Below are 24,809 nucleotides of genomic sequence, written 5' to 3' on the forward strand. Positions count from 1 at the left end.
GCCACAAGGGCGAGCATGACGGGGCGGCAAGCTCGACCGCGACGCTTAAAAAACAACGAGGAAACGCCTGAGATGACCGCCTCCCTACTCCTTCGCAACGTTCGCCCTTATGGCAATGCCGCCACCGACATCCTGGTCGTGGACGGCAAGATCAGCCGCATTGCCTCCGCCATCGAGGCCCCTGCCGGTGTGCCGGTCGAGGATGGCCGCGGCGAGATCGTCATCCCCGGCCTCGTCGAGGCGCATACCCATCTCGACAAAAGCCTCTGGGGCCTGCCCTGGTACAAGAACGAAGTCGGCCCCAAGCTCCTCGACAAGATCGACAACGAGCGCGAGAACAAGAAGCGCCTGAACATCGACCCCTACAGCCAGTCGGCCCGGCAGAGCATCCAGTCCTCGCTGATGGGCTCGACCCATATCCGCAGCCATGTCGATGTCGACACCGAGCATGGGATGTGGGGCGTCGAAGGGGTGATGCGCACCCGCGACGAGTATCGCGACATCGTCGACATCGAGCTCGTCGCCTTCCCGCAATCGGGCCTGCTGCGCCGGCCGGGCACGCTGGAGCTGATGGACCAGGCGATGAAGGCCGGCTGCGAGATCGTCGGCGGGCTCGACCCTTGCGCCATCGACCGCGATCCCAAGGGCCATCTCGATGCCGTCTTCGCGCTCTGCCAAAAATACGGCAAGCCGCTCGACATCCACCTGCACGAGCCCGGCGAAATGGGGCTGTTCTCCTTCGACCTGATCGTCGAGCGGACGCGTGCGCTTGGCATGAAGGGCAAGGTCACGGTCAGTCACGCCTTCTGCCTCGGTGTCGATGCCGCGCTGGTCGATCCGCTGATCGCGCAGCTCGCCGAGCTCGACATCGCGATCATGACGACGGCCCCCGCCAGCCGCCCGGCTCCGCCGGTGCGCAAGCTGATCGAAGCCGGTGTGCGCGTCTGCTCCGGCAATGACGGCATCCGCGATACCTGGGGCCCCTATGGCAATGCCGACATGCTGGAGCGCGCCATGTTCGTCGGCCTGCGCAACAATTTCCGCCGCGACGACGAACTCAGGATGGCGCTCGACGTCTGCACCAGCGAGGGCGCCAAGGTGATGGAGATCGAAGGCTACGGGCTGGCCGAGGGCAGCAACGCCGATGTCGTGATCCTGCCGGGCGAGACCGTTGCCGAAGCGATCGTGACGCGCTCGCCCAAGCGCCGCGTTGTCAAGCGCGGCAAGGTCGTCGCGCGCGACGGCGTCTCGATCAGGACCGCGCCGTGAGCTTGCGCGCCGCCAAACGCCTGGAAGGGCGCATCCTCCTGACCGCGCGCTGGCTCGTCGGCCACGCGCAAGGGCGGCATCGCCTCTATGAGGACGGCGAGATCGTCTTCGAGGATGGCGAAGTCATCTTCATCGGCCATGGTTTTCCGGGCGAGGTTTCCAGCCGCATCGACTATGGCAATGCGCTGATCGGGCCGGGTTTCGTCGATTGCGACGCGCTTTCGGATCTCGACACCACGATCCTGGCCTATGACAATCAGCCGGCCTGGAAGAAGGGCCGCGTCTGGCCGCGCTCCTATCTCGAAGCCGGCCCCTACGAGATGTATTCGCGCGAGGAGCTCGCTTTCCAGAAGAAGCACGCCTTCGCCACGCTGATCCGCAACGGCATCACCACTGCGCTGCCGATCGCCTCATTATTCTACCGCGCCTGGGGCGAGACGCCCGAGGAATTCCAGGATGCGGCGGAAGCGGCCGCCGGGCTTGGCCTGCGCGCCTATCTCGGCCCGGCCTATCGCACCGGCAATCAGCTGGTCGAGGCCGACGGCCGCATCACCACGCATTACGACGAGCCGCGTGGCCTGGCGGAACTCGATGCCGCGATCAATTTCTGCGAGCGCAACGAAGGCGCCGCCGGAGGGCTGATCCGCACCATGCTGGCGCCAGACCGGATCGAGACGTCGACAGCCGAATTGCTGCGTCGCACGGCTGCTGCCGGGCGCGCCCTGAAGGTGCCGGTGCGCCTGCATTGCTGCCAGTCGAAGATCGAATACGACCTCGTGCTGGCTCAGCATGGTATGAGTCCGCCGGAATGGCTGCAGAGCCTCGGCTTCCTCAACCAGCGTTCGCTGCTGCCGCACGGGACCTATGTCTCGGGCAGCCGCCATATCGACCGCCCCGGCCGCGACCTCGAGATCATTCGCGATGCCGGCGCCACGATCGTGCATTGCCCGCTGGTCTCAGGCCGGCACGGCAACGCCATCGACCATTTCGGCCGCTATCGCGAGATCGGGCTGAAGCTCGCCATGGGTACGGATACAAGCCCGCCCGACATGATCATGAACCTGCAGGTCGGCATGATCCTGGCCCGCACCATGGCCGGCAGCGTCCATGCAGTGCGCAGCGAGGATTATTACGACGCAGCGACCATCGGCGGGGCCGAGGCGCTGGGCCGCCCCGATCTCGGCCGGCTCCAGCCCGGTGCGCGCGCCGACATCACCGTCTTCGATCTCGACCGCCCGCATCTCGGCCAGGTCATCGATCCCATCCAGACCATGCTGCTCGCCGGTCATGGCCGCGATTTCGCGACGGTGATCATCGACGGGCGCTTCGTGATGGAGGAGCGCGTGATCCCGGGCGTCGATGAGGCGGCGGACAAGCTCCGTGCTCAAAAGCAGTTCGAGGGCGTGATGGCGCGCTATCCGCAGCGCACGCATGGGCACCCAGCCGCGAGCGGGATTTTCTCCTCGAGCTATCCGGTCGAACGTGCGGGAGGGGCAACATGAGCGCCGTCGCTTCGCCGCTGCTCTCGGTGCGCGATCTGCGCATCGTCTTCGATGGCCGTCATGGCCCGTTGACCGCGCTCGACGGCATCTCCTTCGACATCGCGCCCGGCGAAATTCTTGGCGTGGTCGGCGAATCCGGCGCCGGCAAATCCCTGACCGGAACGGCGGTGATCGGCCTGCTCGATCCGCCGGGCCGCATCAGCGGCGGCTCGATCCATCTCGATGGGCGTCGTATCGACGATCTCCCGCCCGAGCCGATGCGCAAGCTGCGCGGCCGCCAGATCGGCGCGATCTTCCAGGACCCTTTGACCTCGCTGCATCCGCTGCTGACCGTCGGCGACCAGCTTGTCGAGACGATCCTGACGCATCTTCCGGTCGGCAAGGTGCAGGCGCGCAAGCGCGCGCTCGACCTCCTGAAGGAGGTCGGCATCCCCGCCGCCGAAACGCGGATCGACCAGTATCCGCACCAGTTTTCCGGCGGCATGCGCCAGCGCGTCGTGATCGCACTGGCGCTCTGCGCCGAGCCGAAGCTGATCATTGCCGACGAGCCGACCACGGCGCTCGACGTTTCGATCCAGGCGCAGATCACCACGCTGCTGAAGCGCCTTTGTCGCGAGCACGGCACGGCGATCATGCTGGTGACGCACGATATGGGCGTCATTGCCGAGACGGCTGATCGGGTCGCGGTGATGTATGCCGGGCGCATCGTCGAGATCGGCCCGGTTGCGGAGGTCACGCGCCGTCCGCATCATCCCTATACCGCCGGTCTGATGGCCTCGATCCCGAGCGTCCACACCCGCAACGCCGTCCTCAGCCAGATCGACGGCGCGATGCCGCGTCTGAATGCCATTCCGGAAGGCTGTTCCTTCAATCCCCGCTGCGGGTTCGCAAGCGAGCTCTGCCGCGAGCATAAGCCCGGCTTGCCGGTCTCGGCCCATGCCGCTGCCTGTCATTTCCCGCTGATGGAGCCGGCGCATGCGTGAGAGCGGCCCCATCCTCACCGTATCGGCCGCTTCCTGCCGCTTCGACGTCTCGGCGCCGGCACTATCGCGCCTGCTGACGCGCGAGCCGTGCCGTATCCTGCGCGCGGTCGAGACCGTCTCCTTCACGGTCGAGCGCGGCACGACCTTCAGCATCGTCGGCGAATCCGGCTGCGGGAAATCGACGCTGGCGCGCATGGTGGTGGGCCTGCAGCGGCCGACCGAAGGCGCGCTGCATTTCTCCGACATCACCCGCATCGACGGCACGATCGGCCCGCCGCGCGTGCAGATGATTTTTCAGGACCCTTACGCCTCGCTGAACCCGCGCTGGCGCGTCGGCGACATCATTGCCGAGCCGATCCGTGAATTGAAGCTGCGTCAGGACGAGGCGGCGATCATGCAGCGCGTCGGCGACCTCCTGGAGATCGTCGGCTTGTCGCGCACCGACGCGTCGCGCTATCCGCATGCCTTCTCCGGCGGCCAGCGCCAGCGCATCTCGATTGCGCGTGCGCTTGCGACCGAGGCCGATTTCCTGGTCTGCGACGAACCGACCTCGGCGCTCGACGTCTCCGTGCAGGCGCAGATCCTCAACCTGATGGTCAAACTCCAGAAGGAGTTCGGGCTGACCTATCTCTTCATCAGCCACAATCTCTCGGTCGTGCGGCACATGTCGGACCAGCTCGCGATCATGTATCTCGGCCGCTTCGTCGAGACGGGGCCGGCAGACGAGGTCTTCGGCAATCCGCGCCACCCCTATACGCGGCTGCTGCTCGAGACGATCCCCGATGTCGAGAAGCCCAATCGCGCGCGCCGGCCGATGTCGGGCGAGGTGCCGAGCCCGATCGCGCCGCCTCCCGGCTGCGCCTTTCATCCGCGTTGCGCCATGGCGGCCGATATCTGCCGGGTCGAACGGCCTCCCTTGCGCATTGTGGCGGCTGGCGCGCTGGCTTGCCATTTCGGCTGATTGCCGCGTTCTGCGGCGATGCTCATAGCCGAGATGCGCGCCAGGCAGCTGCGCGAGCCCCAGGATATCGTGTAGTCCGTTGTCTGGCGGTGCGGCATCCTGCGCGGCATTCGCGCAAGACTCTGTCACGATGCAAGGCTTGGTCACGATGCAAGACTCGGTCACGATAAAGGACGCCGCCATGTCATTTCGCCCCGATATCGGCACGATGCCGGAGGAGTTGCGCGAGCGCCTGGCGCCCGGTGGCGTGCTGCGCGCCGGCATCAACCTGTCGAATTTCCTGCTGGTGTCGAGCCGCACGCCGGATGGCGGCCCCGCCGGCGTCTCGCCCGACATGGCCGGCGCGATCGCCGACACGCTCGGTGTCGCGCTGCGTTATGTCCCCTATGAATCGCCGGGCCTGCTCGCCGATGCAGCGGGGCGCGACGAATGGGATATCGGCCTGATCGGGGCAGAGCCGCAGCGCGCGGAGGTGATCAGCTTCACGCCGGCCTATGCCGCGATCGAGGCGACCTATCTCGTTCCCGTGGGATCGCGTTTCCAGAGCCCGGCCGAGGTCGATGCGGCAGGCGTCCGGATCGCCGTCACCGGCCGCACCGCCTATGGGCTCTGGCTCGACCGCAACATCGCCCATGCCGAATTGGTGCGCTCGACGACGATGGACGAGGCGTTGGCGGATTTCAGCGACAAGAAGCTCGATGCGCTCGCAGGCTTGCGGCCGCGGCTCAATTCGGATGTCGCGCTGGTTCCCGGTACACGCATCCTCGATGGCCGGTTCATGGCGGTTCAGCAGGCGATCGGCGTCCCGAAGGCGACCGGCGATGCGATCGCCTATCTCACGAAATTCGTCGAGGCCGCCAGAAGCTCCGGCTTCGTCGCCGAGCTCATTCGCAAGCACGGCGTCGAAGGTCTCAGCGTCGCCTGAGCCTGGCTGCATCCGCCTCTGCCGCATCCGCCTTCAACCTGAAGTGAAAGCCACTCCCATGAAGATGTCCGAGATCGCTTTTTCCACGGTCGACTGGTCGCAGGTCGAGCCGACCCGCCATGCCGGCGAGGAGGGCGAGGCGACCTGGCGCACGCGCTTCTTCGGGCCGCAGGACAATCAGATCCGCGTCCGCATCGTCGAATATTCACCGGGCTATGTCGCCGACCATTGGTGCAGCAAGGGCCACGTCATCCTCTGCCTTGAAGGCGAACTGGAGACGACGCTGGAGGATGGCCGCGTCTCGGTGCTGACGCCGGGCATGAGCTATCAGGTCGCCGACGGCGCCGAAGCGCATCGCTCGCGCACGACGAAGGGCGCCAAGCTCTTCATCGTCGACTGAAAGAGCTCAGGGGCTGCTTGGAAACCTCCCGAGCCCTCATCCTGACGAACCCTTCCTCACGGCGAGTGGCGAATAGCGAATGGCGAGGTAAAGCTTCCATTCGCCATTCGCCACTCGCCGTCATGGCTCCTCAGGATCAGGGCTGGAGTTTCCAAACGGACTCAGCGCTCGGCCAGGATCCGCGCATTGGCCCGCACCGAGGCTTCGCTGACGCGGATGCCGAGCCCCGGCCCGTCTGGCACCACGACATGCCCGTTGCGGTTGGCGACGCGCTCCTCCAGCACGTCCTCGGTCAGGACATGGTGGGGCATGTAGAATTCGCAGCCGAGCGAGATGCCGGGCGTCGCGGCGATGAGCTGGGTGCCGGCGGCAAGCCCGATGCCGCCCTCCCAGAGCGTGCCGCCATAGCCCGGCAGCCCGGCCTGATCGGCGATCGCCATGATGGCTTGCGCCTTGAGCAACCCGCCCGCCTTCATCAGCTTGACCGAGATCGCGTTTGCGGCCTTGAGGCGGATCACCTCGTTGAGATCGCGGGCGTCGAAACAGCTTTCATCGGCCAGGATCGGCGTGTCCAACGCCGCCACGAAGGCGGCCATCGCGTCGAGATTGTCGCGCGGAACCGGCTGCTCGATGAAGGTCGGTGCGAACGCGTCGACATCGCGCAGGATCTTGATCGCGCCGAAAGGCTGCAGCGCCTGATTGTAGTCGAGCCTCAGGTCGATCGCGTCGCCGAATTCGGAGCGCATCGCTTCGAGATGGGCGAGATCCTCCTTATGCGGCTTCACGCCGGTCTTGACCTTGTAGATCACGTTGCCGGCCGGGACCATGGCGCGCATCCGCTCGAGATCGGCGGCGAAATCCGGATCGGCGATCGAGAAGGAAAGCGGGATCGTGTCGCGCACCCGCCCGCCAAGCAGGTCGGCGACCGAAAGGCCCGAGGCCTTGCCGACGATGTCGAGGAGCGCCATCTCGATCGCGACCTTGGCCTCGGCATGGCCGACAAGCGCACGGTCGAGCAAGGTCATCGTCTCGCGCACGCGCCTGACGGGGCGGCCCATCAGTACCGGGCGCAGATAGACGTCGATCGCCGCCAGCGCGGCTTCCGCCGTGCCCGTGAAGACCTCCCAGGGAGCGGCTTCGCCCCAGCCCACCACGCCGTCGCTTGCCGTCAACTCGACGAGGACGCGCTTGACCGTGCCCTTGACGTTCCCGACGCCCTGGAGCCGGGCCATCTTGATCGGGCTTTCGATGAAGAAGAGCCTGATCCGCTCGACAACGGCCTGGTTGATGATGTCCTGGCTCATGCGAGCCCTCCATTGACGTGTATGATCTGGCCGGTGACGTAGGACGCAGCCGGCGAGGCGAGGAAGGCGATCATGGTCGCGACCTCCTCGGGCAGGCCGCGCCGCCCGAGCGGAATGATCGCTTCCATGCGGGCGATCGCCTCCAGGCTGAGCTTGCTGCCCCTGCCTTCGTCCTTGCGAATCAGCCCGGGCGCGACGGCGTTGACGGTGATGGCATCGGCGGCGAGTTCATGCGCCATCAGCTTCACCACCGTCTCCAGCGCGGCGCGGCTCACAGCCGTCGCGGCGAAGGGCTGGAGATCGGTGCGCAGGGCGTGGGCGACGAAGGACGAGGTGGCGACGATCCGGCCGCTGCCACTGGCCTTCAGCAGCGGGCGCGCGGCGCGCGCCATGTGCATGAGGGCGGCAACGGATTCGTCCATCGCCTGCCCGATTTCGCTTTCCGGCAGATCCATGACGCCGGCCCTGCGGGCATGACCGGCGACCGCGATCAGGCCGTCGAGTGTGCCAAAGCCATTGGCTGCGAGCGCCACGATCTGGTCGCAGGTCGCCTTCGCAGCCATGTCGCCAAGGATGGTCTCGACCTTGGCTCCGGCAGTGCGAGCCGCCTCGGCGACGGCGTCGAGCCCGGTGCGATTGGTGCCGGTATGCAGCACGAGGCCGATACCGGGTCCGGCCAGCAATTGCGCGGTCGCCCGGCCGATGCCGCTCGCCGCACCGGTGACGAGATAGACACGATCGAGGCTGGGCATCACAGCGCCTTTTCGGCCGGGGCTTGAGCCGCGCCGCCGCGATGGAAATGGCCGAGGAAGGCCTGCGTCGCGGGTTCGCGCGGCGCGTCGATCACTTGCCGCGCCGGTCCTTCCTCGATGACCACGCCGTCGCGCATGAAGATGACGCGGTCCGCGACCTCGCGCGCGAAGGCGATCTCATGGGTGACGATCACCATCGTCATGCCTTCCGAGGCCAGCTTCTGCATCACGCCCAGGACCTCGCCGACGAGCTCGGGGTCGAGCGCCGAGGTCGCCTCGTCGAACAGCATCACCTCCGGCTCCATGGCGAGCGCGCGCGCAATCGCGACGCGCTGCTTCTGCCCGCCCGACAGGCGGCTGGGATATTCATCGACCTTGTCGGCGAGCCCGACCTTGGCAAGCAGCGCCAGCGCCTGCTCGCGCGCCTGTGCCTTGGGCTTCTTGCGGACGGTGATCGGCGCTTCCATGACGTTGCCGAGCGCCGTCATATGCGGGAACAGGTTGAAGTGCTGGAACACCATGCCCGTGTTGGTGCGAAAGCGGGCGAGCTCCCTGGTCCTGGGTGGCTTGCTGCCGACACCGAAGGCGAAGCTGTCCTCTCCGACCCGCACGCGCCCGCCATCGGGCGTCACCAGCAGGTTGATGCAGCGCAGCAGGGTCGATTTGCCCGAGCCGGAGGGGCCGATCAGCGCCACCACGCTTCCCGCCGCGACCTTCAGATTGATGTCCTTGAGGACGACGAGCTCGCCGAACTGCTTGCGCAGCGCGGCGACCTCGATCTTGGGTGTTTCGATCTCGGGCGTCTCGATCTTGGGTGTGGTGTCCATCGCCTGGCCTCAATCGCTCGTGGACAGCTTCTTCTCGCCTTGCCGCACGATGATCGTGAGCGGGAAGAGAAGCACGAAATAGGCGACCGCCACGGCGCTGTAGACCTCCAGCGGCCGATAGCTGTCATGCGCCGCGATCTGGCCCTGATAGAGCAGGTCGGGCACTGCCAGCACCGAGACCAGCGAGGTGTTCTTGAACTGGATGATCGACTGGTTCATCAGCGGCGGGATCATGCGCTTCAGCGCCTGCGGCAGGATGATCCGGCGCATCGACTGGAACGGGGTCATGCCGAGCGCGGCAGCGGCTTCCGGCTGGCCGGGATCGATCGAGACGATGCCGCCGCGGATGATCTCGGCATAGAACGAGCCGCCATAGAGCGAGAGCGCCAGGATCGAGGCCGTGATGGCCGAGATCTCGATGCCGCTGAGGATCGGCAGGGCATAGTAGAACCAGACCAGCTGCACCAGCACGGGCGTGCAGCGGAAGACCTCGATATAGGCCAGCGCGAGCCAGCGCAGCGGGGCGAAGGGAGAGAGTTTCGCAAGCGCCCCCACAAGCCCGATGAGCAGCCCGAGCACGACGATGGCGACGGTGAAGCCGACCGTGACCCACAAGCCGTTCAGGAACAGCCAGCGATAGCTCCAGAGCGAGCCGAAATCCCACTGATACATGAGGCGAGGTCCAGGAAGAACGATGACCGTGACGGCTGTCACGCTATCTGGAGAACCGCGCCGTCATTCCGGGTCGACCTGCGGTCGCCCGGGACGACGCTTCGGTTCGGTTGGATGCCTTGCCGGGCAAGGCCGAGCGCTCCGCCCTCAGAGCTGGACGCCGGCGGGCATGTCGGCTTCGGTGATGCCGACCGACTCCATGTTCTTGATGATCACGCTGCGGATCAGGCCGAGCCCGCGATTGAACTCGAGCCAGGTGTTGACATATTTGGGCCAGGTCTGGTCGGCCTCGCGGCGGAAGCCGGCATTCGAGGTCGTGGCGAAGACCGGGGTCGGCACCACGAGCTCTCCGAGCGCCGGGTTCTTCTTGAGCATGGTCAGCGAGAGCATCATCACGATGCATTGCGCGTCGGCGCGGCCGGTCATGATGGCGGCGGCTGCGTCGTCGACGCTCTTGAAGCGCGAGATCTGCGCCTTCGAACAGAGCCGTGTCGCGACCTGGTCCTGAGAGGAGCCGGCATCGACGGTGATCTTGAGGGCGGGGTTGTTGAAATCGTCCCAGGTCTTCTTGCCCAGGCCCTTCTTGGTGATCATCGTGAAGGCGTTGTTGAACACCGGCACCGAGAAATCGATCACCAGGGCGCGCTTCGGCGTCGGGTTGAGGCCGAAGAAGATGTCGATCTTGTTCGCCTGCAGGTCGAGGACGGAATTGCCCCAGGTCGTCTCGAGGATCTCGAGCTCGACTTCGAGCTCCTCGGCCAGCGCCTTCGACAGGTCGATATAGAAGCCACCCCACTGACCGCTCGAGATATCCTTGTTGTAATAGGGGGCCGCTCCGGCCACCGCGCCGATGCGCAGCTTCTTGGTCCGGCGGATGCGCTCGAAGGCGGTCTCGCCTCCGGCTGCCGGCGCCTGGGCCGCGGCGGGCGAGACGATGCCGGCTGCCGCTATCCCGACGGCCGCCGCGCCGATGGCGGTGGCGATATCCCTGCGCGAAACCATGGTGATCCCCTCACTCTGATGACCGGCCAGCCCTGGCGCGATCGACATCTCGTCGTCTTTACTCTGCCGGAAGATCGCCCCGATCAAGCGCCTTCTGCGTGGATGACACCGCAGATATGCGCGCTTCCGTGACGAATTGGCCTGGCAAGATGCGACCCGTGCAGCTTTGCCGGCAAGGGCGGCGGCTCGGATGCTGAGGGCAGGGCCTGCTTCTGATTTAGGCGAGTGCCTAATCGTTCAGCGGTCTGCCGGCTCTTCCGGGACAACATGTCCGCGAAAATCGCGATGGTGCTGGCGGCATGCGCTGCCGCGATGGCCGCCTGGCGTTTGGCACGCCCCTTGTAGGGGCCCATGCCCAACCAGGAGGCAGGATTGCGCGGTTCCGATCTCGAACTCGTTCAGGTCACCAAGCGCTATGGCGCGACGGTTGCCGTCGATGCGATCAATCTGCGCGTCAAGGCCGGTACCTATTGCTGCCTGCTCGGCCCGTCCGGCTGCGGCAAATCCTCGACCTTGCGGATGATCGCCGGCCATGAGGCGGTGAGCGAAGGCGACATCATCCTGGGCCCGACCAACGTCACCGATCTGCCTCCGGCCAGGCGCGGCACGGCGATGATGTTCCAGAGCTATGCGCTGTTTCCGCATCTCTCCTGCGCCGACAATGTCGCCTTCTCCTTGAAGATGCGTGGCGTCGCGAAGGCGCAGCGTCGGGCGGAGGCGATGCGCCTGCTCGAGCTCGTTGCGATGGAGCGCTATGCCGAGCGCCTGCCGGCGCAGCTTTCGGGCGGCCAGCAGCAGCGCGTCGCGCTCGCCCGTGCCCTGATCACCAAGCCGCAGATCCTGCTGCTCGACGAGCCGCTTTCGGCGCTCGATCCGTTCCTGCGCATCAAGATGCGCGCCGAACTGAAGAAGCTGCAGAAAGAGCTCGGCATCACCTTCATCCACGTCACCCATGGCGAGGACGAGGCGATGGCGCTGGCCGATCTGATGGTGGTGATGAACCAGGGCCTGATCGAGCAGGCGGGCACGCCGCGCGAGGTCTTCAATGCGCCGGCGACCGCCTTCATCGCCCGCTTCATCGGCGGCCACAACATCGTCGCCGATGCATCAGGCGCGATTGCGGTCCGCACCGACAAGCTGCGCCTGACCAAGGCCGTGAACGGTGCAGCCCGTACCGCTGTGGTCAGCGATGTCGAATATCAGGGCTCCTATGTCCAGGTCGGCCTGGCGGCGGATTTCGCCACGGAATTGACCGCCAATCTGAGCGAAGCCGCCTTCGACGCCGAGCCGTTCAACCCCGGCGACACCGTCGCCGTCAGCTGGCGCGAGGCCGATATCCACCGGCTGGGCGCTGCCACCTGAGAACAAGACCGATGAGCAAGCTCGATGAGCAAGATCGATGAGAAGGAGAGAGTGATGGGTAGGACGACGAAGGATACGAAAGGCGTCTCGCGGCGCACGCTGCTCAAGGGCGCCGGGGCTGCCGCAGGTGTGGCCGCCGGTTCGGGCGCGATCACCGGTTTCCCCGCGGTCTGGTCGCAGGAGCCCAAGGTGCTGCGCTATCTCGGCACGGCCGTGAACCAGGCCGATGACATTACCAAGAAGGTCAAGGCCGATACCGGCATCACCATCGAATACATCTCGGCGACGACCGACGACGTGACCAAGCGCGTCATCACCCAGCCGAACTCCTTCGACGTGCTCGACACCGAATATTTCAGCCTGAAGAAGCTCGTGCCGTCGGGCAACATCCTCGGCATGGACGCCCGCAAGATCAAGGAGTTCGACAACATCACGCCGGTCTTCACCAAGGGCCAGTTGCCTAATGGCAAGGTCATCGGCGACCAGGGCACCGCGCCCAAGAAGGTGATGTTCGTCGAGGGCGCGAACTCGACCAAATTCGCGTCTGGCGTGACGCAATGGGTGACGCTGATCCCGACCGTCTACAACGCCGACACGCTCGGCATCCGCCCCGATCTGATCAAGCGCCCGATCGAGAGCTGGAAGGAGCTCCTGAACCCGGAATTCAAGGGCAAGGCCTCGATCCTCAACATCCCCTCGATCGGCATCATGGATGCGGCGATGGTGGTCGAGGCGGCCGGGCTCTACAAATATCCCGACAAGGGCAACATGACCCGCGCCGAGATTGACCTGACCATGAAGGTCCTGACCGAGGCGAAGAAGAGCGGCCAGTTCCGCGCCTTCTGGAAGGACTTCAACGAGAGCGTCAACCTGATGGCCTCGGGCGAGACGGTGATTCAGTCGATGTGGTCGCCGGCCGTCACGGCGGTGCGCACCAAGGGCATCGCCTGCACCTTCCAGCCGCTGAAGGAGGGCTATCGCTCCTGGGCCTCGGGCTTCTGCCTGTCGAAATCGGTCACGGGCCGCAAGGCCGAGCTCGCCTATGAGTTCGTCAACTGGTTCCTGTCGGGCTGGGCCGGCGCCTATCTCAACCGGCAGGGCTATTATTCCGCCGTCCTCTCCACTGCCAAGGCCAATATGGAACCTTATGAATGGGCCTATTGGATGGAGGGCAAGGCTGCCGAAAAGGACATCAAGGCGCCCGACGGCTCGCTGCTGGAGAAGGCCGGCTCAAGCCGCGACGGCGGCTCCTATGACGACCGCATGGGCAATGTCGCCTGCTGGAACGCGGTGATGGACGAGAACGACTACATGGTCCGCAAATGGAACGAGTTCATCGCGGCGTGATGTGAACACTGCTGCACATCGTCGATCGATAGATGACACCCGCGCCGTCATCCTGGACAAGCCGCGAAGCGGCGCAGATCCGGGATCCATCGTAGAGCGCCTGAGCCCTACGATGGATCCCGGGACGACCTGCGGTCGCCCAGGATGACGGTGCGGTTCGACGACACATGTTAGGCCCTGAACGGACCGAAAAGCCCCACCCATGCCAGCGACGAAAACCGCCTATGCGCCGCCGGCCTGGCTTCAGGCCTTGCCCTTTGCCGGCGTCTTCGCGCTGTTTTTCGTCGTTCCCTTGCTCTTCGTCGTGATGGTCTCGTTCTGGGACTACAACGACTATTCGATCATCCCGAGCTTCACGACGCGCTCCTATGTCGAGACCTTCGAGGGCTGCTACGACCAGCTGCCCGAGCTCTGTACGATCCTGAAGACCTATCTCTCGACGGTGAAGTTCTGCCTGATCGTCTGGGCGATCACGTTGGTGATCGGCTTCACCATCGCCTATTTCCTCGCCTTCCACGTCCAGTCCGTGACGATGCAGATGACGCTCGCGCTGGTCTGCACGATTCCCTTCTGGACCTCGAACGTCATCCGGATGATCTCCTGGGTGCCGCTGCTCGGCCGCAACGGCCTGGTCAACAGCGCCCTGATGAATGCCGGCCTGATCAATCAGCCGATCGAGTGGCTCCTGTTCTCGCAATTCTCCGTGGTGCTCGCCTTCGTGCACCTGTTCACCTTCTTCATGGTGATCCCGATCTTCAATTCGATGGCGCGCATCGACAAGCGCCTGCTCGAGGCCGCCTATGACGCCGGCGCCAGCGGCTGGCAGACGCTCTGGAACGTGGTCATCCCGCTGGCCAAGCCCGGCATCGTCATCGGCTCGATCTTCGTCGTCACCATCGTGATGGGCGATTTCATCACGGTGGGCGTGATGGGCGGCCAGCAGATCGCCTCGGCCGGCAAGATCATCGAGACGCGGCTGAATGCGCTGCAATTCCCGCCGGCGGCCGCCAACGCCGTGATCCTGCTGGCGATCACGCTCCTGATCATCACGGCGCTGAACCGCTTCGTCGACATCCGCAAGGAGCTTTGAATCCTGATGCGCGAGGGCCGTCCCGCCTCCTTCTACTGGCTCGCCGCCTTCTTCGGGCTGTTCGTGCTGTTCCTCTACGGGCCGATGATCGCGATCTTCGTGCTCTCCTTCCAGGGGCCGACCGGCGGCATGACCTTCCCGATGAACGGGGTCTCGCTGCACTGGTTCGGCAAGCTCTGGAGCGGTGGTGGCATCGTCGACATCAAATCGGCCTTCTGGCGCTCGCTCCAGCTCGGGTTGATGGTGATGCTGATCACCATGGTCTTCTCGGTTCTGGCCGGGCTTGCCTTCCGCAAGCGCTTCAAGGGCCAGAACCTGCTGTTCTACGTCACCATCGCCAGCCTGATCGTGCCCTCGATCGTGACCTCGCTCGGCATCGCCCTGCAATTCCGCCTCTTCGACGAGGCGGTGAAGGCCTATGCGCCGGGCTTCATCGCCGAAAGCTACACCACTGCGATGGGCATCTTCACCTCCGGCCTCGGCGCGCATCTGACCTGGGCCTTGCCCTTCGGCCTGCTGATCATGTTCGCGATCTTCAACCGCTTCGACGGCCGGCTGGAGGAGGCGGCGCGCGATCTTGGTGCTACGCCCTGGCAGACCTTTCGCCATGTCATCCTGCCGGTGATCCTGCCCTCGCTGATCGGCGTCGGGCTCTTCGGCTTCACTTTGTCCTGGGATGAGATCGCGCGCTCCTCGCAGGCGATCGGCGAGAAGAACACCCTGCCGCTCGAACTCCAGGCGCTGACCTCGACCGTGACCACGCCGGAGATCTATGCGCTCGGCACCGTCACCACCGGCGTCTCTTTCCTGGTGATCGGCCTGGCGCTCGCTGCGATCCTGAGCCTGAGGGCGCGCCAGGCGCGGCGCGGCTCGGATGCCGGCAAGGGCATGGTTTAGCCGGGTGGGCCGCACCGGAAGACCTGCGCGTCGACAAGCGGGCAGGTGTCAGAGGACCGACGACATTCCGCCATCGACATAGATGATCTGGCCGTTGACGTAGTTCGAGGCTTCGGAGGCCAGGAAGACGGCGGTGCCGACAAGCTCTCCGGGCTTGCCCCAGCGCTTGGCCGGAGTGCGGCCCTTGACCCAGGCGTCGAAGCTCGGATTGTCGATCAAGGCCTGGTTCATGTCGGTGATCATGTAGCCGGGCCCGATCGCATTGGCCTGGATGCCGTGCTCGGCCCATTCCGCCGCCATGGCCCGCGTCAGCATCTTGATGCCGCCCTTGGCGACCGTATAGGGCGCGACCGTGGCACGGGCGAGCTCGCTGGTCAGCGAGCCGATATTGATGACCTTGCCGTGGCCGCGCGCGATCATCCGTTTGGCCGCCTCGCGCCCGATCATGAAGGCCGAGGTCAGGTTGGTGTCGATCACGCGTTGCCAGTCGGCCGTGGCGAGCTCGACCATCGGCTTGCGAAACTGGATGCCGGCATTGTTGACGAGGATGTCGACCGCGATGCCCGCCGTGTCGAAGCCTTCAAAGGCGCGCAGGATCTCGGTCTCGTCGGTGACATTGAAGGGCGCGGGTTCGGCTTGATGGCCGGCGGCCCGGAATTCCGCCACGGCTTCCGCCACGCGGCCCGGATCCGTGCCGTTGATCAGGATGCGCGCGCCGGCGACGGCCAGTCCTTCCGCCATGGCGCGGCCGAGCCCGCGCGACGAGCCGGTGACGAGCGCGGTTTTTCCGGTGAGGTCGAAGAGAGGGTTGCTCATCCCTGCACCCGTCAGAGGCTTGAGCGGCGGACGGTGAGGTCCGAACGCTCGAAGACGGCGGGCAGGAGTTCGACGCCCAGCCCCGGGCCTTCCATCGGCAGGACATAGCCGTCCTTGATCACCGGCATGGTGGTGACGAGCTCATTGTACCAGCCGGTATAGAAGGCGCGCACCGATTCCTGGATCAGCGTGTTGGGCTGGCTGAAGGAGGCGTGGATCGCGGCGATGAAGCCGACCGGGCCGATGCAGTCATGCGGCGCGAAGGGGCGGTGATAGGTTTCCGCCATCGCCGCGATCTTGCGGCCCTCGGTCAGGCCACCGGTCCAGCACAGATCGGCCATGACGATGTGCATGGCGTCGCGGTCGAGCATGTCCTTATAGGGGAAGCGCGAGCCCAGGGTCTCGCTGGCGCAGACTGAGACCGTCGTCGAACGGGCGTATTCGGCCAGCGCCTGCGGCGAGTTCATCCGGATCGGATCCTCGTACCAGGTCGGGCTATACTGCTCGAGCTCGCGGGCGATCTTGATCGCGGTCGGCAGGTTCCAGAGCGAATGGAACTCGACCATGATCTCGATCTTGTCGCCGACGGCCTTGCGGATCTTCTCGAAGGGCTCGACCGCCTTCTTCATCTGCGCTGGCGTGATGTAGAGGCCCTGGTTCTCGATCGCCGGCGGGTCGAACGGCCAGATCTTCATCGCCGTGATGCCGCTTTCGAGCAGGCTCTCGGCGACCGCGTCGGCGCGGTTCATGAAACCGTCGAGATCCTCATAGGGGCCGGAGGTTTCGCCGAGATTCCAGGTCGAGACCGGCTTGATGTTGTGCGAGCGAACATATTTGTAGCCGGCGCAAGTGTTGTAGATGCGCTGCTTGTCGCGGCAGAGGCCGCCGAGCATCTGGTGCACCGGCTGGCCGCAGACCTTGCCGAACACATCCCAGAGCGCGATGTCGACGGCCGAGGTTGCGCGGGATTCGACGCCGGTCGAGGCCTGCGCCATCGGCAGGTTCGACATCTCGCGATGCAGCGCCTCGATATGCAGCGGGTTCTTGCCCAGAAGCCGCATGGCGAGCGTGTCGTGCAGGTGGGATTCGACCGCGCCGGCGCCGTAGAAGGTCTCGCCGAGCCCGATCACGCCGGCATCGGTATGCACGCGCACCCACAGGACATTGGCGAACTCTTCCGTCCGCAGCGTTTCGATGGCGGTGATCTTCAAGGCCTGCCTCCCATGGCGGCTGGCGTTCTTCGCCGGCTTGCGCAGGGGAACGCCTTGGTTGATTGTCGTGTCGACCATAGCTCCAAATGGAGGCATCAGGTCAAAGCAGGGCGACCATAGGAGCGCTTGTAAAATATCACAACATGTTTATGGTCGGTGCCAAGATGGAGCCGCACTAATGAGTTCCACGGCGGAGGAGATGCGAGTATGGCCAAGCGCGCGAGCCGGCCGGCCCTGATCGAGGTGAGTGAGGCGAGTGCCCCGCCGCGCCGCAACCGCGTCAATCTGTTCGAGCTGGCCTATCACCGCATCGAGGAATTGCTGGTGCGGTGCGAGCTCGCGCCCGGGCGCTTCCTCGCCATGCAGGATCTCCAGGACATGACCGGTTTCGGCCGGACACCGGTCCATCACGCGGTGAACCGTCTCGCCGCCGACACGCTGATCATCATCCGCCCGCGCCACGGCCTGCAGATCGCGCCGATCGACCTCGCCCGCGAGCGCGTGCTTTTACATCTGCGCCGCGATATCGAGCGCTTCGTCATCAGGCTCGCCGCCGAACGCGCCGGACCCTCGCACCGCAACCAGATGCTGCATATGGAGCGTTTGCTGCGCGAGAAGCGCGCTGGCTTGACGCTTGCCGAGTTCAACACGCTCGACCGCCGTATCGACCAGATGGTGCTGGCCGCCGCCGGCGAGCCCTTCCTGGAGCATACGCTTCGACCGCTCCACACCATCTTCCGCCGCATCGGCTTCATCCATCACAGCTATATGGCCGAGAAGACGAATCTCGACGGCACGATCGACCATCACCTTGCCGTGCTCAACGCCGTTGCCACCAAGCATGTCGACCGCGCGGTCGCGGCCTCGGACGCGCTGATCGCCTTTGTCGACGGCATGTTCGACGAGATGGAGAGCCGGATCGACCCTTCTCTCCTGGATTGCAGCATCGAACCCCTGCTCGGCGCCTGAACCGCAAGAAGCCCCTGAAACTCGACAAGTCCCTGAAACACGAAAAGCCCTGCCGCCCATGCGCATCATCTTCCACGGCGAGAACGCCGCCTCCTTCAGCGCCGGTTTCGCCGATCTCGTCGGCCCACAGGCCGATATCCGCATCCTGCCGGATGTCCTCGACGTCGGCGCCGATGAGCGCGCTTATGCCGATGCCGATGTCATCATCGGCACGAAGTTCGGTGCCAGCCTGCCGGTTCCGTCGCGGTTGAAGCTCTTCCATGTGCCCGGCGCCGGCTATGACGCGGTCGATCTCGGCCTGCTTCCGGCCTCGGCGAGCGTCTGCAACTGCTTCGGCCATGAGCAGGCGATCGCCGAATATGTGATGAGCGCATTGCTCGCCCGGAGCATTCCGCTCGCGGATGCCGACCGGCGTCTGCGCCGAGGCGACTGGGCCTATTGGGCGGGCTCTCCCGAGCGGGTCCATGGCGAGATCGCGGGCAAGACCATCGGCCTGCTCGGCTTCGGCCATATCGGCAAGGCGATCGCAAGGCGCGCCAAGGCCTTCGAGATGAACGTCCATGTCGCCAACCGCAGCGCCGTACCGACCTCGGACCTTGTCGATCGCGCCTTCACGCTCGACCGGCTCGACGCGTTCTGGGGCTCGGCCGACTCTATCATCGTCTCGGTGCCGTTGACTGAGGAGACCAAGGGCATCGTCGGGGCCGCAGCCTTCGCCGCGATGAAGCCGGGCGCCGTGGTCGTCAATGTCGGGCGGGGCCCGACCATCGATGAGACGGCGCTGTTCGAGGCGCTCAAGGCCGGCCGGATCGGCGGCGCGATCATCGACACATGGTATCAATATCCCGGCCCGGATCAGGCCGAAATCTTGCCGTCGAAACAACCTTTCCACGAGCTTTCAAACGTTTTAATGACGCCGCACATGTCCGGCTGGACCAGCGGAACTATCCGCCGTCGTCAGCAGACTATGGCCGACAACATCAAGCGGTGCTTCTCCGGCTCCTCGCTCGAGAATGTCGTGAGAGCGAGAATGTCGTGAGAGAAGGACGTTCTGCGACCTGACGATCAAGCAACCGGCCGAACGAAGCCGGGGCAAAAAGCAAACCCATCCGCGAAGCCCAAGGAAACGCAACCAATGAACCTGATGAAACATCTCAAGGTCGCCGGGACGCTGCTCGCGCTCGGCGCCGGCATGCTTGCCGCAAGCCAGGCCTCGGCCCAGACGATCACCGACATCATCAAGCGCGGCTCGGTCAAGATCGGCGTGCTGATCGGCGCCCCGCCCTATGGCTCCGTCGACTCGCAGGGCAATGCGATCGGCTACGATGCCGACGTCATCGCGCTGATCGGCAAATATCTCGGCGTCAAGGTCGAGATGGTGCAGCTCACCCCGCCGGCCCGCATCCCGGCGCTGGAAGCCAATAAGGTCGATTTCCTCGTCGCCACGCTGGCGCCGACGCCCGAGCGCGCCAAGGCGGTGATGTTCTCGATTCCCTACAGCGCCTTCCAGACCGGCATCTACGCCAAGAAGAGCGTCGCCATCAAAAGCTGGGACGACCTCAAGGGCAAGAAGGTCGGCGTCAATCGCGGCTCCAGCGTCGAGCGCGAATTCACCAGCCGCGAGAAGGAGCTGAACCTCACCATCCTGCGCTTCGAGGACGACGCCACCACCATGCAGGCGCTGTTCTCCGGCCAGGTCGAGGCGATCGCCGGTCCCGACGCGCAGGCCAACGCTGCCATGAAGGCGCGCGGCGAGACCGAGACCGAGCTCAAATTCGTCTTCGGCATGCAGCCCAACTCGATGACCATGCGCAAGGACGCCTATGAGCTGCGCCAGTGGCTCAACAACTTCATTTACTACGTCAAGCAGAACGGCGAGCTGAACACGATTTCCGAGAAGTGGGTCGGTGGCCCGCTGCCGGCGCTCCCGACCTTCTGATCCGCCTGACCCGAAGGCCGGCGCGCTGCCTCGCACAGCGCGCCGGCAATCCTCGACCTCGGGAACATGGCGCGAAAAGCCGGAACCGGTTTTCGCACAGGCCATGCTCTGTTTTTCCTGACGGTCACGCTTGTCGCAATCGGACGATTTTGTCCGGTTGCGGCGTGATCGCTGCCGAAGGAGCGCGCGGTTGCTCTTCCAAGACGTCATTTCCAAATGGCCCATGATCCTGAACGGGGTCATGCTCACCATCGCGCTGTCCTTCGTCGCCATCGCGCTCGGCCTCGTGCTGGCGACGCTGATGAGCGCGCTGCGCAGCCTCGCGGGCAGCTGGGCCGGCTACATCGTCGACGCCTATGTCGAATTGATGCGCAACACGCCCTTCCTGGTGCAGCTCTTCATGATCTTCTTCGGGTTGCCCCAGATCGGCATCCGCATGAACGGCCTCGAAGCCTCCATGCTGGCGATGACGCTCAACCTCGCCGCCTATGCGACCGAGATCATTCGCGCCGGCGTCGACTCGATCCACAAATCACAAATCGAGGCCGGGCTGGCGCTGGCGATGAGCCGGCGCCAGGTCTTCCAATATGTCGTGCTGCAGCCCGCCTTCGCTCGCGTCTGGCCGGCGCTGTCGAGCCAGTTCGTGCTGATGATGCTCGCCTCCAGCATCTGCTCCTTCGTCTCGGTGCAGGAGCTCTCGGGTACGGCCGCGATCATCGAGCAGGATACGTTCCGCAGCTTCGAGACCTACATCATCGTCACCGTGATCTACCTCGTGCTGGCGCTCTCGCTGAAGCTCTTCCTGAACTGGCTCGGCCGCAGGATCTTCCCCCAGGTCTCCGGGCTCGCCCGCGTCACCGAAGCGCATGGGGAGGCCGCCTGATGCAGACCTTCGGTTGGCCCGAGGCCTATTTCATTCTCCGCGCCGCGAGCTGGACGATAGCGCTCACCGCCATCGCCTTCGTCATAGGCGGCCTCTTCGGCGGCGTTCTCGCCATCATGCGGCTGTCGCGGCTGAAGCTGCTGCGCCGCTTCGCCGCCGGCTACATCCTGGTGATCCAGTCCATTCCCGTGCTCATGGTGCTGTTCATGAGCTATTACGGGCTCTCGGCAGTCGGCATCGAATTGCCGCCCTTCCTTGCGGCCTCCGCCTCGCTCGCGATCTACGTCTCGGCCTATCTCGCCGAGATCTGGCGTGGCTCGATCGAATCCGTGCCGCGCCAGCAATGGGAGGCCTCGGCCTCGCTGGCGCTGACGCGCGGCCAGCAATACCGCTACATCATCCTGCCGCAGGCCGCGCGCATCTCGCTGCCACCGACGGTCGGCTTCCTCGTCCAGCTCGTGAAGAACACCTCGATCGTCCAGGTCGTCGGCTTCGTCGACCTGATGCGGGCCGGCATGCTGGTCAACAATGCGACCTATCAGGCCTTCCAGATCTTCACCCTGGTGGGAGCGATCTATTTCGCCATCTGCTTCCCGCTTTCCAGGCTCAGCCGACATCTCGAAAAGGTGATGAATGCCAGCCGTAGTCATTGACGACGTCTACAAGAAGTTCGGCGCGCTCGAGGTCCTGAAAGGCGTCTCGCTCAGCGTCGACACAGGCCAGGTCGTCGCGATCATTGGCCGCTCCGGCTCGGGCAAGAGCACGCTGCTGCGCTGCATCAACGGGCTCGAGATCTTCCACGCCGGTCGCATCGAGGTCGCCGGCCACACTGTCGACCAGGACCCCAAGCGCCTGCGCGAATTGCGCAAGGATGTCGGCATCGTCTTCCAGAGCTACAACCTCTTCCCGCATCTGACTGTCGGGCAGAACATCATGCTCTCGCCGCGCATCACCCAGGGCGTCTCGACCGCCGAGGCGATGACGCTGGCGCGTGACGTGCTGGCGCAGGTCGGCCTCTCCGAGAAGTTCGACAGCTATCCCGATAATCTCTCGGGCGGGCAGCAGCAGCGCGTCGCCATCGCCCGTTCGCTGGCGATGCGCCCGAAGGTGATGCTGTTCGACGAGGTCACCTCGGCGCTCGATCCGGAGCTGACGGGCGAGGTGCTGCTGGTGATGGAGAAGCTCGCCAAGGGCGGCATGACCATGCTGCTGGTGACGCATGAAATGAATTTCGCCCGCACCGTGGCGAGCACGACGGTGTTCATGCACCAGGGCAAGATCTGGGAAAGCGGGCCGTCGAAGACGTTGTTCGCGGATCCGCAGACGCCGGAACTGCGCAACTTCGTCAGCGCCGGCGCGCATTAAATCGTCATTGCGAGCGAAGCGAAGCAATCCAGGGAGACGTAGAGCGCGGCCCCTCTGGATTGCTTCGTCGCTACGCTTCTCGCAATGACGGCGAGGGCTCGCGTCTAGGATCAGATCAGATCCTGGCGAGCGCTCCCCGCGCCACCTCTTCCATCCCCGCCGCATCGAGCTTGTAATGCGCGTAGAGATGCGTCGGTGGGGCGATCAGGCTGTATTCGTCATGGATGCCGTGGCGCACCAGCTTGATGCCGCAGCCTTCGTCAGCCAACACCTCCGCCACCGCCGAGCCGAGGCCGCCGAGCACATTGTGCTCTTCTGCCGTCATCAGGATCTTGCTGCGGCCGGCTGCGCGCAGCACCGCCTCGCGATCGAGGGGCTTCACCGTCGCCATGTCGATGACGCCGACTGAGCGGCCTTCCGCATTGAGCTTGCGGGCCGCTTCCAGCGCCGGATGCACCGGCAGGCCGCAGGCGATGATGGTGAGCTCATCGCCTTGCATGTGCTCGATCGCCTTGCCGATGATGAAAGGCGTGCCGTTCTCGTAGACATCGGGCTCGCGGCCGCGGCCGATGCGGAAATAGATCGGCTCCAGCCAGGTCGCCGAGGCCTTGATCGCGGCGGCAAGCTGGGGGCCGTCGGCCGGCGAGATCACGGTCAGGTCGGCGATGGCGCGCATCGTCGCGATGTCCTCGGTCGCGTGATGCGAGGTGCCGTAGAAGCCCAGCGAGATGCCGGTATGGTGGCCGATCAGCCGGACCGGCTGGGCGCAATAGGCGACATCCATGCGGATCTGCTCGCAGCAGAGCAGGCCGAGGAACGAGGCGAAGGTGGCGACGAACGGCATATGCCCGGTGGTGGCGAGGCCCGCCGCCGCCGTGACCATGTTTTGCTCGGAGATGCCGAACTGGATGTAGCGCTCGGGATGCTGCGCGGCGAATTTGTTGAGGCCGTTGGAATATTGCAGATCGGCCGCGCCGGCGAGGACGGGATGGCCCTCAGTGACAAGCTCGAGCAGCGCGTCGGAGAGGAAGTTCAGGCCGGGATTGGCCGAGTTCAGCGCGCGATACTGCCAGGAGTTCGGGGATTGGGGAGAGTTCGGGGATTGGGGGGCGTTCATGCTCAGATCTCCCGGCTCATGATTTCGGCGACGGCGCGCTCTGCATCCTCAGGCGCGAGATAGCCGAGATGCCAGCCGGGCTCGGTCTCCATATAGGAGACGCCCTTGCCCTTGAGCGTCCTGGCGATGATGCAGGCAGGCGTCTTGCGGGTTTCGTCCGCCTTGAGCCGGCGCAGCAGCGCGGTGAGTTCCGCGAGGTTGTGGCCGTCGACGACATGGGTCTCCCAGCCGAAGGCGCGCCATTTCGCGTCGAGCGGCTCGACGCCGATGACGTCGTCGACGGCGCCGTCGAGCTGGAAGCCGTTGCGGTCGACGATCGCGATCAGCTTCGAGAGCTTGTGATGCGCGCCGAAGAGCGCGGCCTCCCAGACCTGGCCCTCCTGCATCTCGCCATCGCCGAGCATGACGAAGACGTTGAAGTCGCGGTTGGAAGCGCGGCCGCCCCAAGCCATGCCGGCGCCGGCCGAGAGCGCATGGCCGATCGACCCCGAGGAGAAATCGATGCCCGGCACCTTGCGCATGTCGGGATGGTCGCCGAGCGGGTTGCCCAGGCGCGTATAGCCGTCGAGCACGCCCTTCTCGATGTAGCCGAGATCGGCCAGGATCGGGAACAGGCCGACGGCCGCATGGCCCTTGCCCATCAGGAAACGGTCGCGGTCGGGCCACGCCGGCTCACCCTGCTTCAGCTCCATGACGTCGTAATACAGGGCGGAGAAGATCTCGGCGGCCGAGAAGACCGAGGAGTAATGGCCGACCTTGGCGATCTCGATCAGCCGGATCGTCTCCAGGCGCACGAAGCGCGCTTTCTCCCGCAGGCGGGCGATCTCGGCGGCGGACGGCTCGTAATCATTGCCGACCCGTCTCTGTGTGGCGGTGATGGCTGACATGCTGGGCGTTTCCCTGAAATCCTCGTTCGGACCCCGGCGAGCCGGCTTCGAGACAGGTTGGGACCTGCGGGCCCCGCCTGAAGCAAAGCTTTTCTTCGTGAAGAATGGGCATGCCGGCGCGCCCGCTGGGTGGCCTCCGGCTCGCCATCCGTCGCCGGTTGACGGCCGTCTCGTATCATGCATCATATATGATAACAAGGCTGGCAAGGCGACAACTTGCGGCGACGTTCTCAGAGCGTTTTCGAGCGAAGTGGCCACCGGTTCGCGTGAAGAAAACGCGTCAAAACGAAGAGATAGAGCATTTCCGATCCGATCGGATCGGAAATGCT

25 protein-coding genes are annotated in these 24,809 nt (G+C 65.1%); 16 read left to right on the forward strand and 9 right to left on the reverse strand.

Annotation, left to right across the window (positions count from 1 at the left end):
* Positions 1 to 72 precede the first annotated feature (72 nt).
* The 6 genes from BHK69_RS07055 to BHK69_RS07080 all read left to right on the forward strand — a co-directional run bounded on the left by BHK69_RS07055 (position 73) and on the right by BHK69_RS07080 (position 6,040).
* Complete coding sequence (locus BHK69_RS07055) at positions 73 to 1,269, forward strand: amidohydrolase family protein (protein ID WP_069689479.1); 1,197 nt, start codon at positions 73 to 75, stop codon at positions 1,267 to 1,269.
* Complete coding sequence (locus BHK69_RS07060) at positions 1,266 to 2,771, forward strand: amidohydrolase family protein (protein ID WP_244548422.1); 1,506 nt, start codon at positions 1,266 to 1,268, stop codon at positions 2,769 to 2,771. Before BHK69_RS07055 ends, BHK69_RS07060 begins: the two co-directional genes overlap by 4 nt.
* Positions 2,768 to 3,754 carry an ABC transporter ATP-binding protein gene (locus tag BHK69_RS07065; protein ID WP_069689480.1) on the forward strand — a complete coding sequence of 329 codons (987 nt, stop codon included), beginning with the start codon at positions 2,768 to 2,770 and terminating at the stop codon, positions 3,752 to 3,754. The genes BHK69_RS07060 and BHK69_RS07065 overlap by 4 nt, the downstream gene beginning before the upstream one ends.
* The gene (locus tag BHK69_RS07070; RefSeq protein ID WP_069689481.1) at positions 3,747 to 4,715 is read left to right on the forward strand and encodes an ABC transporter ATP-binding protein; all 969 of its coding nucleotides are present in this window, start codon (positions 3,747 to 3,749) and stop codon (positions 4,713 to 4,715) included. Before BHK69_RS07065 ends, BHK69_RS07070 begins: the two co-directional genes overlap by 8 nt.
* Before the next feature lie 181 nt (positions 4,716 to 4,896).
* Entirely contained in the window at positions 4,897 to 5,640 is a 744-nt protein-coding gene (locus BHK69_RS07075) for a transporter substrate-binding domain-containing protein (RefSeq protein WP_199579060.1), read from the forward strand.
* 58 nt (positions 5,641 to 5,698) lie between these two features.
* The gene (locus BHK69_RS07080; RefSeq protein ID WP_069689482.1) at positions 5,699 to 6,040 is read left to right on the forward strand and encodes a DHCW motif cupin fold protein; all 342 of its coding nucleotides are present in this window, start codon (positions 5,699 to 5,701) and stop codon (positions 6,038 to 6,040) included.
* Between the two features lie 161 nt (positions 6,041 to 6,201).
* Here BHK69_RS07080 and BHK69_RS07085 read toward each other — a convergent pair whose 3' ends face one another.
* The 5 genes from BHK69_RS07085 to BHK69_RS07105 all read right to left on the reverse strand — a co-directional run bounded on the left by BHK69_RS07085 (position 6,202) and on the right by BHK69_RS07105 (position 10,597).
* On the reverse strand, positions 6,202 to 7,329 hold the full coding sequence (locus tag BHK69_RS07085) for an enolase C-terminal domain-like protein (RefSeq protein ID WP_069693444.1): 1,128 nt from the start codon (positions 7,327 to 7,329) through the stop codon (positions 6,202 to 6,204).
* An 11-nt stretch (positions 7,330 to 7,340) separates the two neighbouring features.
* Positions 7,341 to 8,096: an SDR family NAD(P)-dependent oxidoreductase gene (locus tag BHK69_RS07090; RefSeq protein WP_069689483.1), complete on the reverse strand. Its 756-nt coding sequence runs from the start codon at positions 8,094 to 8,096 to the stop codon at positions 7,341 to 7,343.
* Complete coding sequence (locus tag BHK69_RS07095) at positions 8,096 to 8,923, reverse strand: amino acid ABC transporter ATP-binding protein (RefSeq protein ID WP_069689484.1); 828 nt, start codon at positions 8,921 to 8,923, stop codon at positions 8,096 to 8,098. Before BHK69_RS07095 ends, BHK69_RS07090 begins: the two co-directional genes overlap by 1 nt.
* A gap of 9 nt (positions 8,924 to 8,932) precedes the next feature.
* The gene (locus BHK69_RS07100) at positions 8,933 to 9,595 is read right to left on the reverse strand and encodes an amino acid ABC transporter permease (protein ID WP_069689485.1); all 663 of its coding nucleotides are present in this window, start codon (positions 9,593 to 9,595) and stop codon (positions 8,933 to 8,935) included.
* 147 nt (positions 9,596 to 9,742) lie between these two features.
* Positions 9,743 to 10,597, reverse strand: a complete 855-nt coding sequence (locus BHK69_RS07105; protein WP_069693445.1) for a transporter substrate-binding domain-containing protein — start codon at positions 10,595 to 10,597, stop codon at positions 9,743 to 9,745.
* A 351-nt stretch (positions 10,598 to 10,948) separates the two neighbouring features.
* Here BHK69_RS07105 and BHK69_RS07115 point away from each other — a divergent pair, with 351 nt between their 5' ends.
* The 4 genes from BHK69_RS07115 to BHK69_RS07130 all read left to right on the forward strand — a co-directional run bounded on the left by BHK69_RS07115 (position 10,949) and on the right by BHK69_RS07130 (position 15,293).
* Positions 10,949 to 11,959: an ABC transporter ATP-binding protein gene (locus BHK69_RS07115; protein ID WP_069689487.1), complete on the forward strand. Its 1,011-nt coding sequence runs from the start codon at positions 10,949 to 10,951 to the stop codon at positions 11,957 to 11,959.
* Between the two features lie 54 nt (positions 11,960 to 12,013).
* A complete protein-coding gene (locus BHK69_RS07120; protein ID WP_069693446.1) occupies positions 12,014 to 13,306 on the forward strand; it encodes an ABC transporter substrate-binding protein in 1,293 nt (430 codons plus the stop codon).
* A 202-nt stretch (positions 13,307 to 13,508) separates the two neighbouring features.
* Positions 13,509 to 14,396 carry an ABC transporter permease gene (locus BHK69_RS07125; protein ID WP_069689488.1) on the forward strand — a complete coding sequence of 296 codons (888 nt, stop codon included), beginning with the start codon at positions 13,509 to 13,511 and terminating at the stop codon, positions 14,394 to 14,396.
* Between the two features lie 6 nt (positions 14,397 to 14,402).
* A complete protein-coding gene (locus BHK69_RS07130) occupies positions 14,403 to 15,293 on the forward strand; it encodes an ABC transporter permease (protein WP_069689489.1) in 891 nt (296 codons plus the stop codon).
* Between the two features lie 48 nt (positions 15,294 to 15,341).
* Here BHK69_RS07130 and BHK69_RS07135 read toward each other — a convergent pair whose 3' ends face one another.
* Together BHK69_RS07135 and BHK69_RS07140 are read right to left on the reverse strand one after the other, a co-directional pair.
* Entirely contained in the window at positions 15,342 to 16,109 is a 768-nt protein-coding gene (locus BHK69_RS07135; RefSeq protein ID WP_069689490.1) for an SDR family oxidoreductase, read from the reverse strand.
* Positions 16,110 to 16,120: 11 nt separating this feature from the next.
* Entirely contained in the window at positions 16,121 to 17,320 is a 1,200-nt protein-coding gene (locus BHK69_RS07140; protein ID WP_069693447.1) for a mandelate racemase/muconate lactonizing enzyme family protein, read from the reverse strand.
* Between the two features lie 207 nt (positions 17,321 to 17,527).
* On the opposite strand from BHK69_RS07140, the gene BHK69_RS07145 reads away from it, so the two are divergent.
* The 6 genes from BHK69_RS07145 to BHK69_RS07170 all read left to right on the forward strand — a co-directional run bounded on the left by BHK69_RS07145 (position 17,528) and on the right by BHK69_RS07170 (position 22,476).
* Entirely contained in the window at positions 17,528 to 18,289 is a 762-nt protein-coding gene (locus BHK69_RS07145; protein ID WP_069689491.1) for a GntR family transcriptional regulator, read from the forward strand.
* 58 nt (positions 18,290 to 18,347) lie between these two features.
* Entirely contained in the window at positions 18,348 to 19,328 is a 981-nt protein-coding gene (locus BHK69_RS07150) for a 2-hydroxyacid dehydrogenase (RefSeq protein ID WP_069689492.1), read from the forward strand.
* 96 nt (positions 19,329 to 19,424) lie between these two features.
* Positions 19,425 to 20,228: a transporter substrate-binding domain-containing protein gene (locus tag BHK69_RS07155; protein ID WP_069689493.1), complete on the forward strand. Its 804-nt coding sequence runs from the start codon at positions 19,425 to 19,427 to the stop codon at positions 20,226 to 20,228.
* A gap of 223 nt (positions 20,229 to 20,451) precedes the next feature.
* Positions 20,452 to 21,111: an amino acid ABC transporter permease gene (locus tag BHK69_RS07160; protein ID WP_069693448.1), complete on the forward strand. Its 660-nt coding sequence runs from the start codon at positions 20,452 to 20,454 to the stop codon at positions 21,109 to 21,111.
* Entirely contained in the window at positions 21,111 to 21,764 is a 654-nt protein-coding gene (locus tag BHK69_RS07165; RefSeq protein ID WP_069693449.1) for an amino acid ABC transporter permease, read from the forward strand. Before BHK69_RS07160 ends, BHK69_RS07165 begins: the two co-directional genes overlap by 1 nt.
* The gene (locus BHK69_RS07170; RefSeq protein WP_069689494.1) at positions 21,745 to 22,476 is read left to right on the forward strand and encodes an amino acid ABC transporter ATP-binding protein; all 732 of its coding nucleotides are present in this window, start codon (positions 21,745 to 21,747) and stop codon (positions 22,474 to 22,476) included. The genes BHK69_RS07165 and BHK69_RS07170 overlap by 20 nt, the downstream gene beginning before the upstream one ends.
* Positions 22,477 to 22,591: 115 nt before the next feature.
* Here the strand turns inward: BHK69_RS07170 and BHK69_RS07175 are convergent, their stop codons facing one another.
* Complete coding sequence (locus tag BHK69_RS07175; protein ID WP_069689495.1) at positions 22,592 to 23,593, reverse strand: transketolase family protein; 1,002 nt, start codon at positions 23,591 to 23,593, stop codon at positions 22,592 to 22,594.
* A gap of 2 nt (positions 23,594 to 23,595) precedes the next feature.
* On the reverse strand, positions 23,596 to 24,480 hold the full coding sequence (locus BHK69_RS07180; protein ID WP_069689496.1) for a transketolase: 885 nt from the start codon (positions 24,478 to 24,480) through the stop codon (positions 23,596 to 23,598).
* Between the last annotated feature and the right edge of the window lie 329 nt (positions 24,481 to 24,809).

Origin of the sequence: Bosea vaviloviae (assembly GCF_001741865.1) — a bacterium.
GTDB lineage: Bacteria > Pseudomonadota > Alphaproteobacteria > Rhizobiales > Beijerinckiaceae > Allobosea > Allobosea vaviloviae.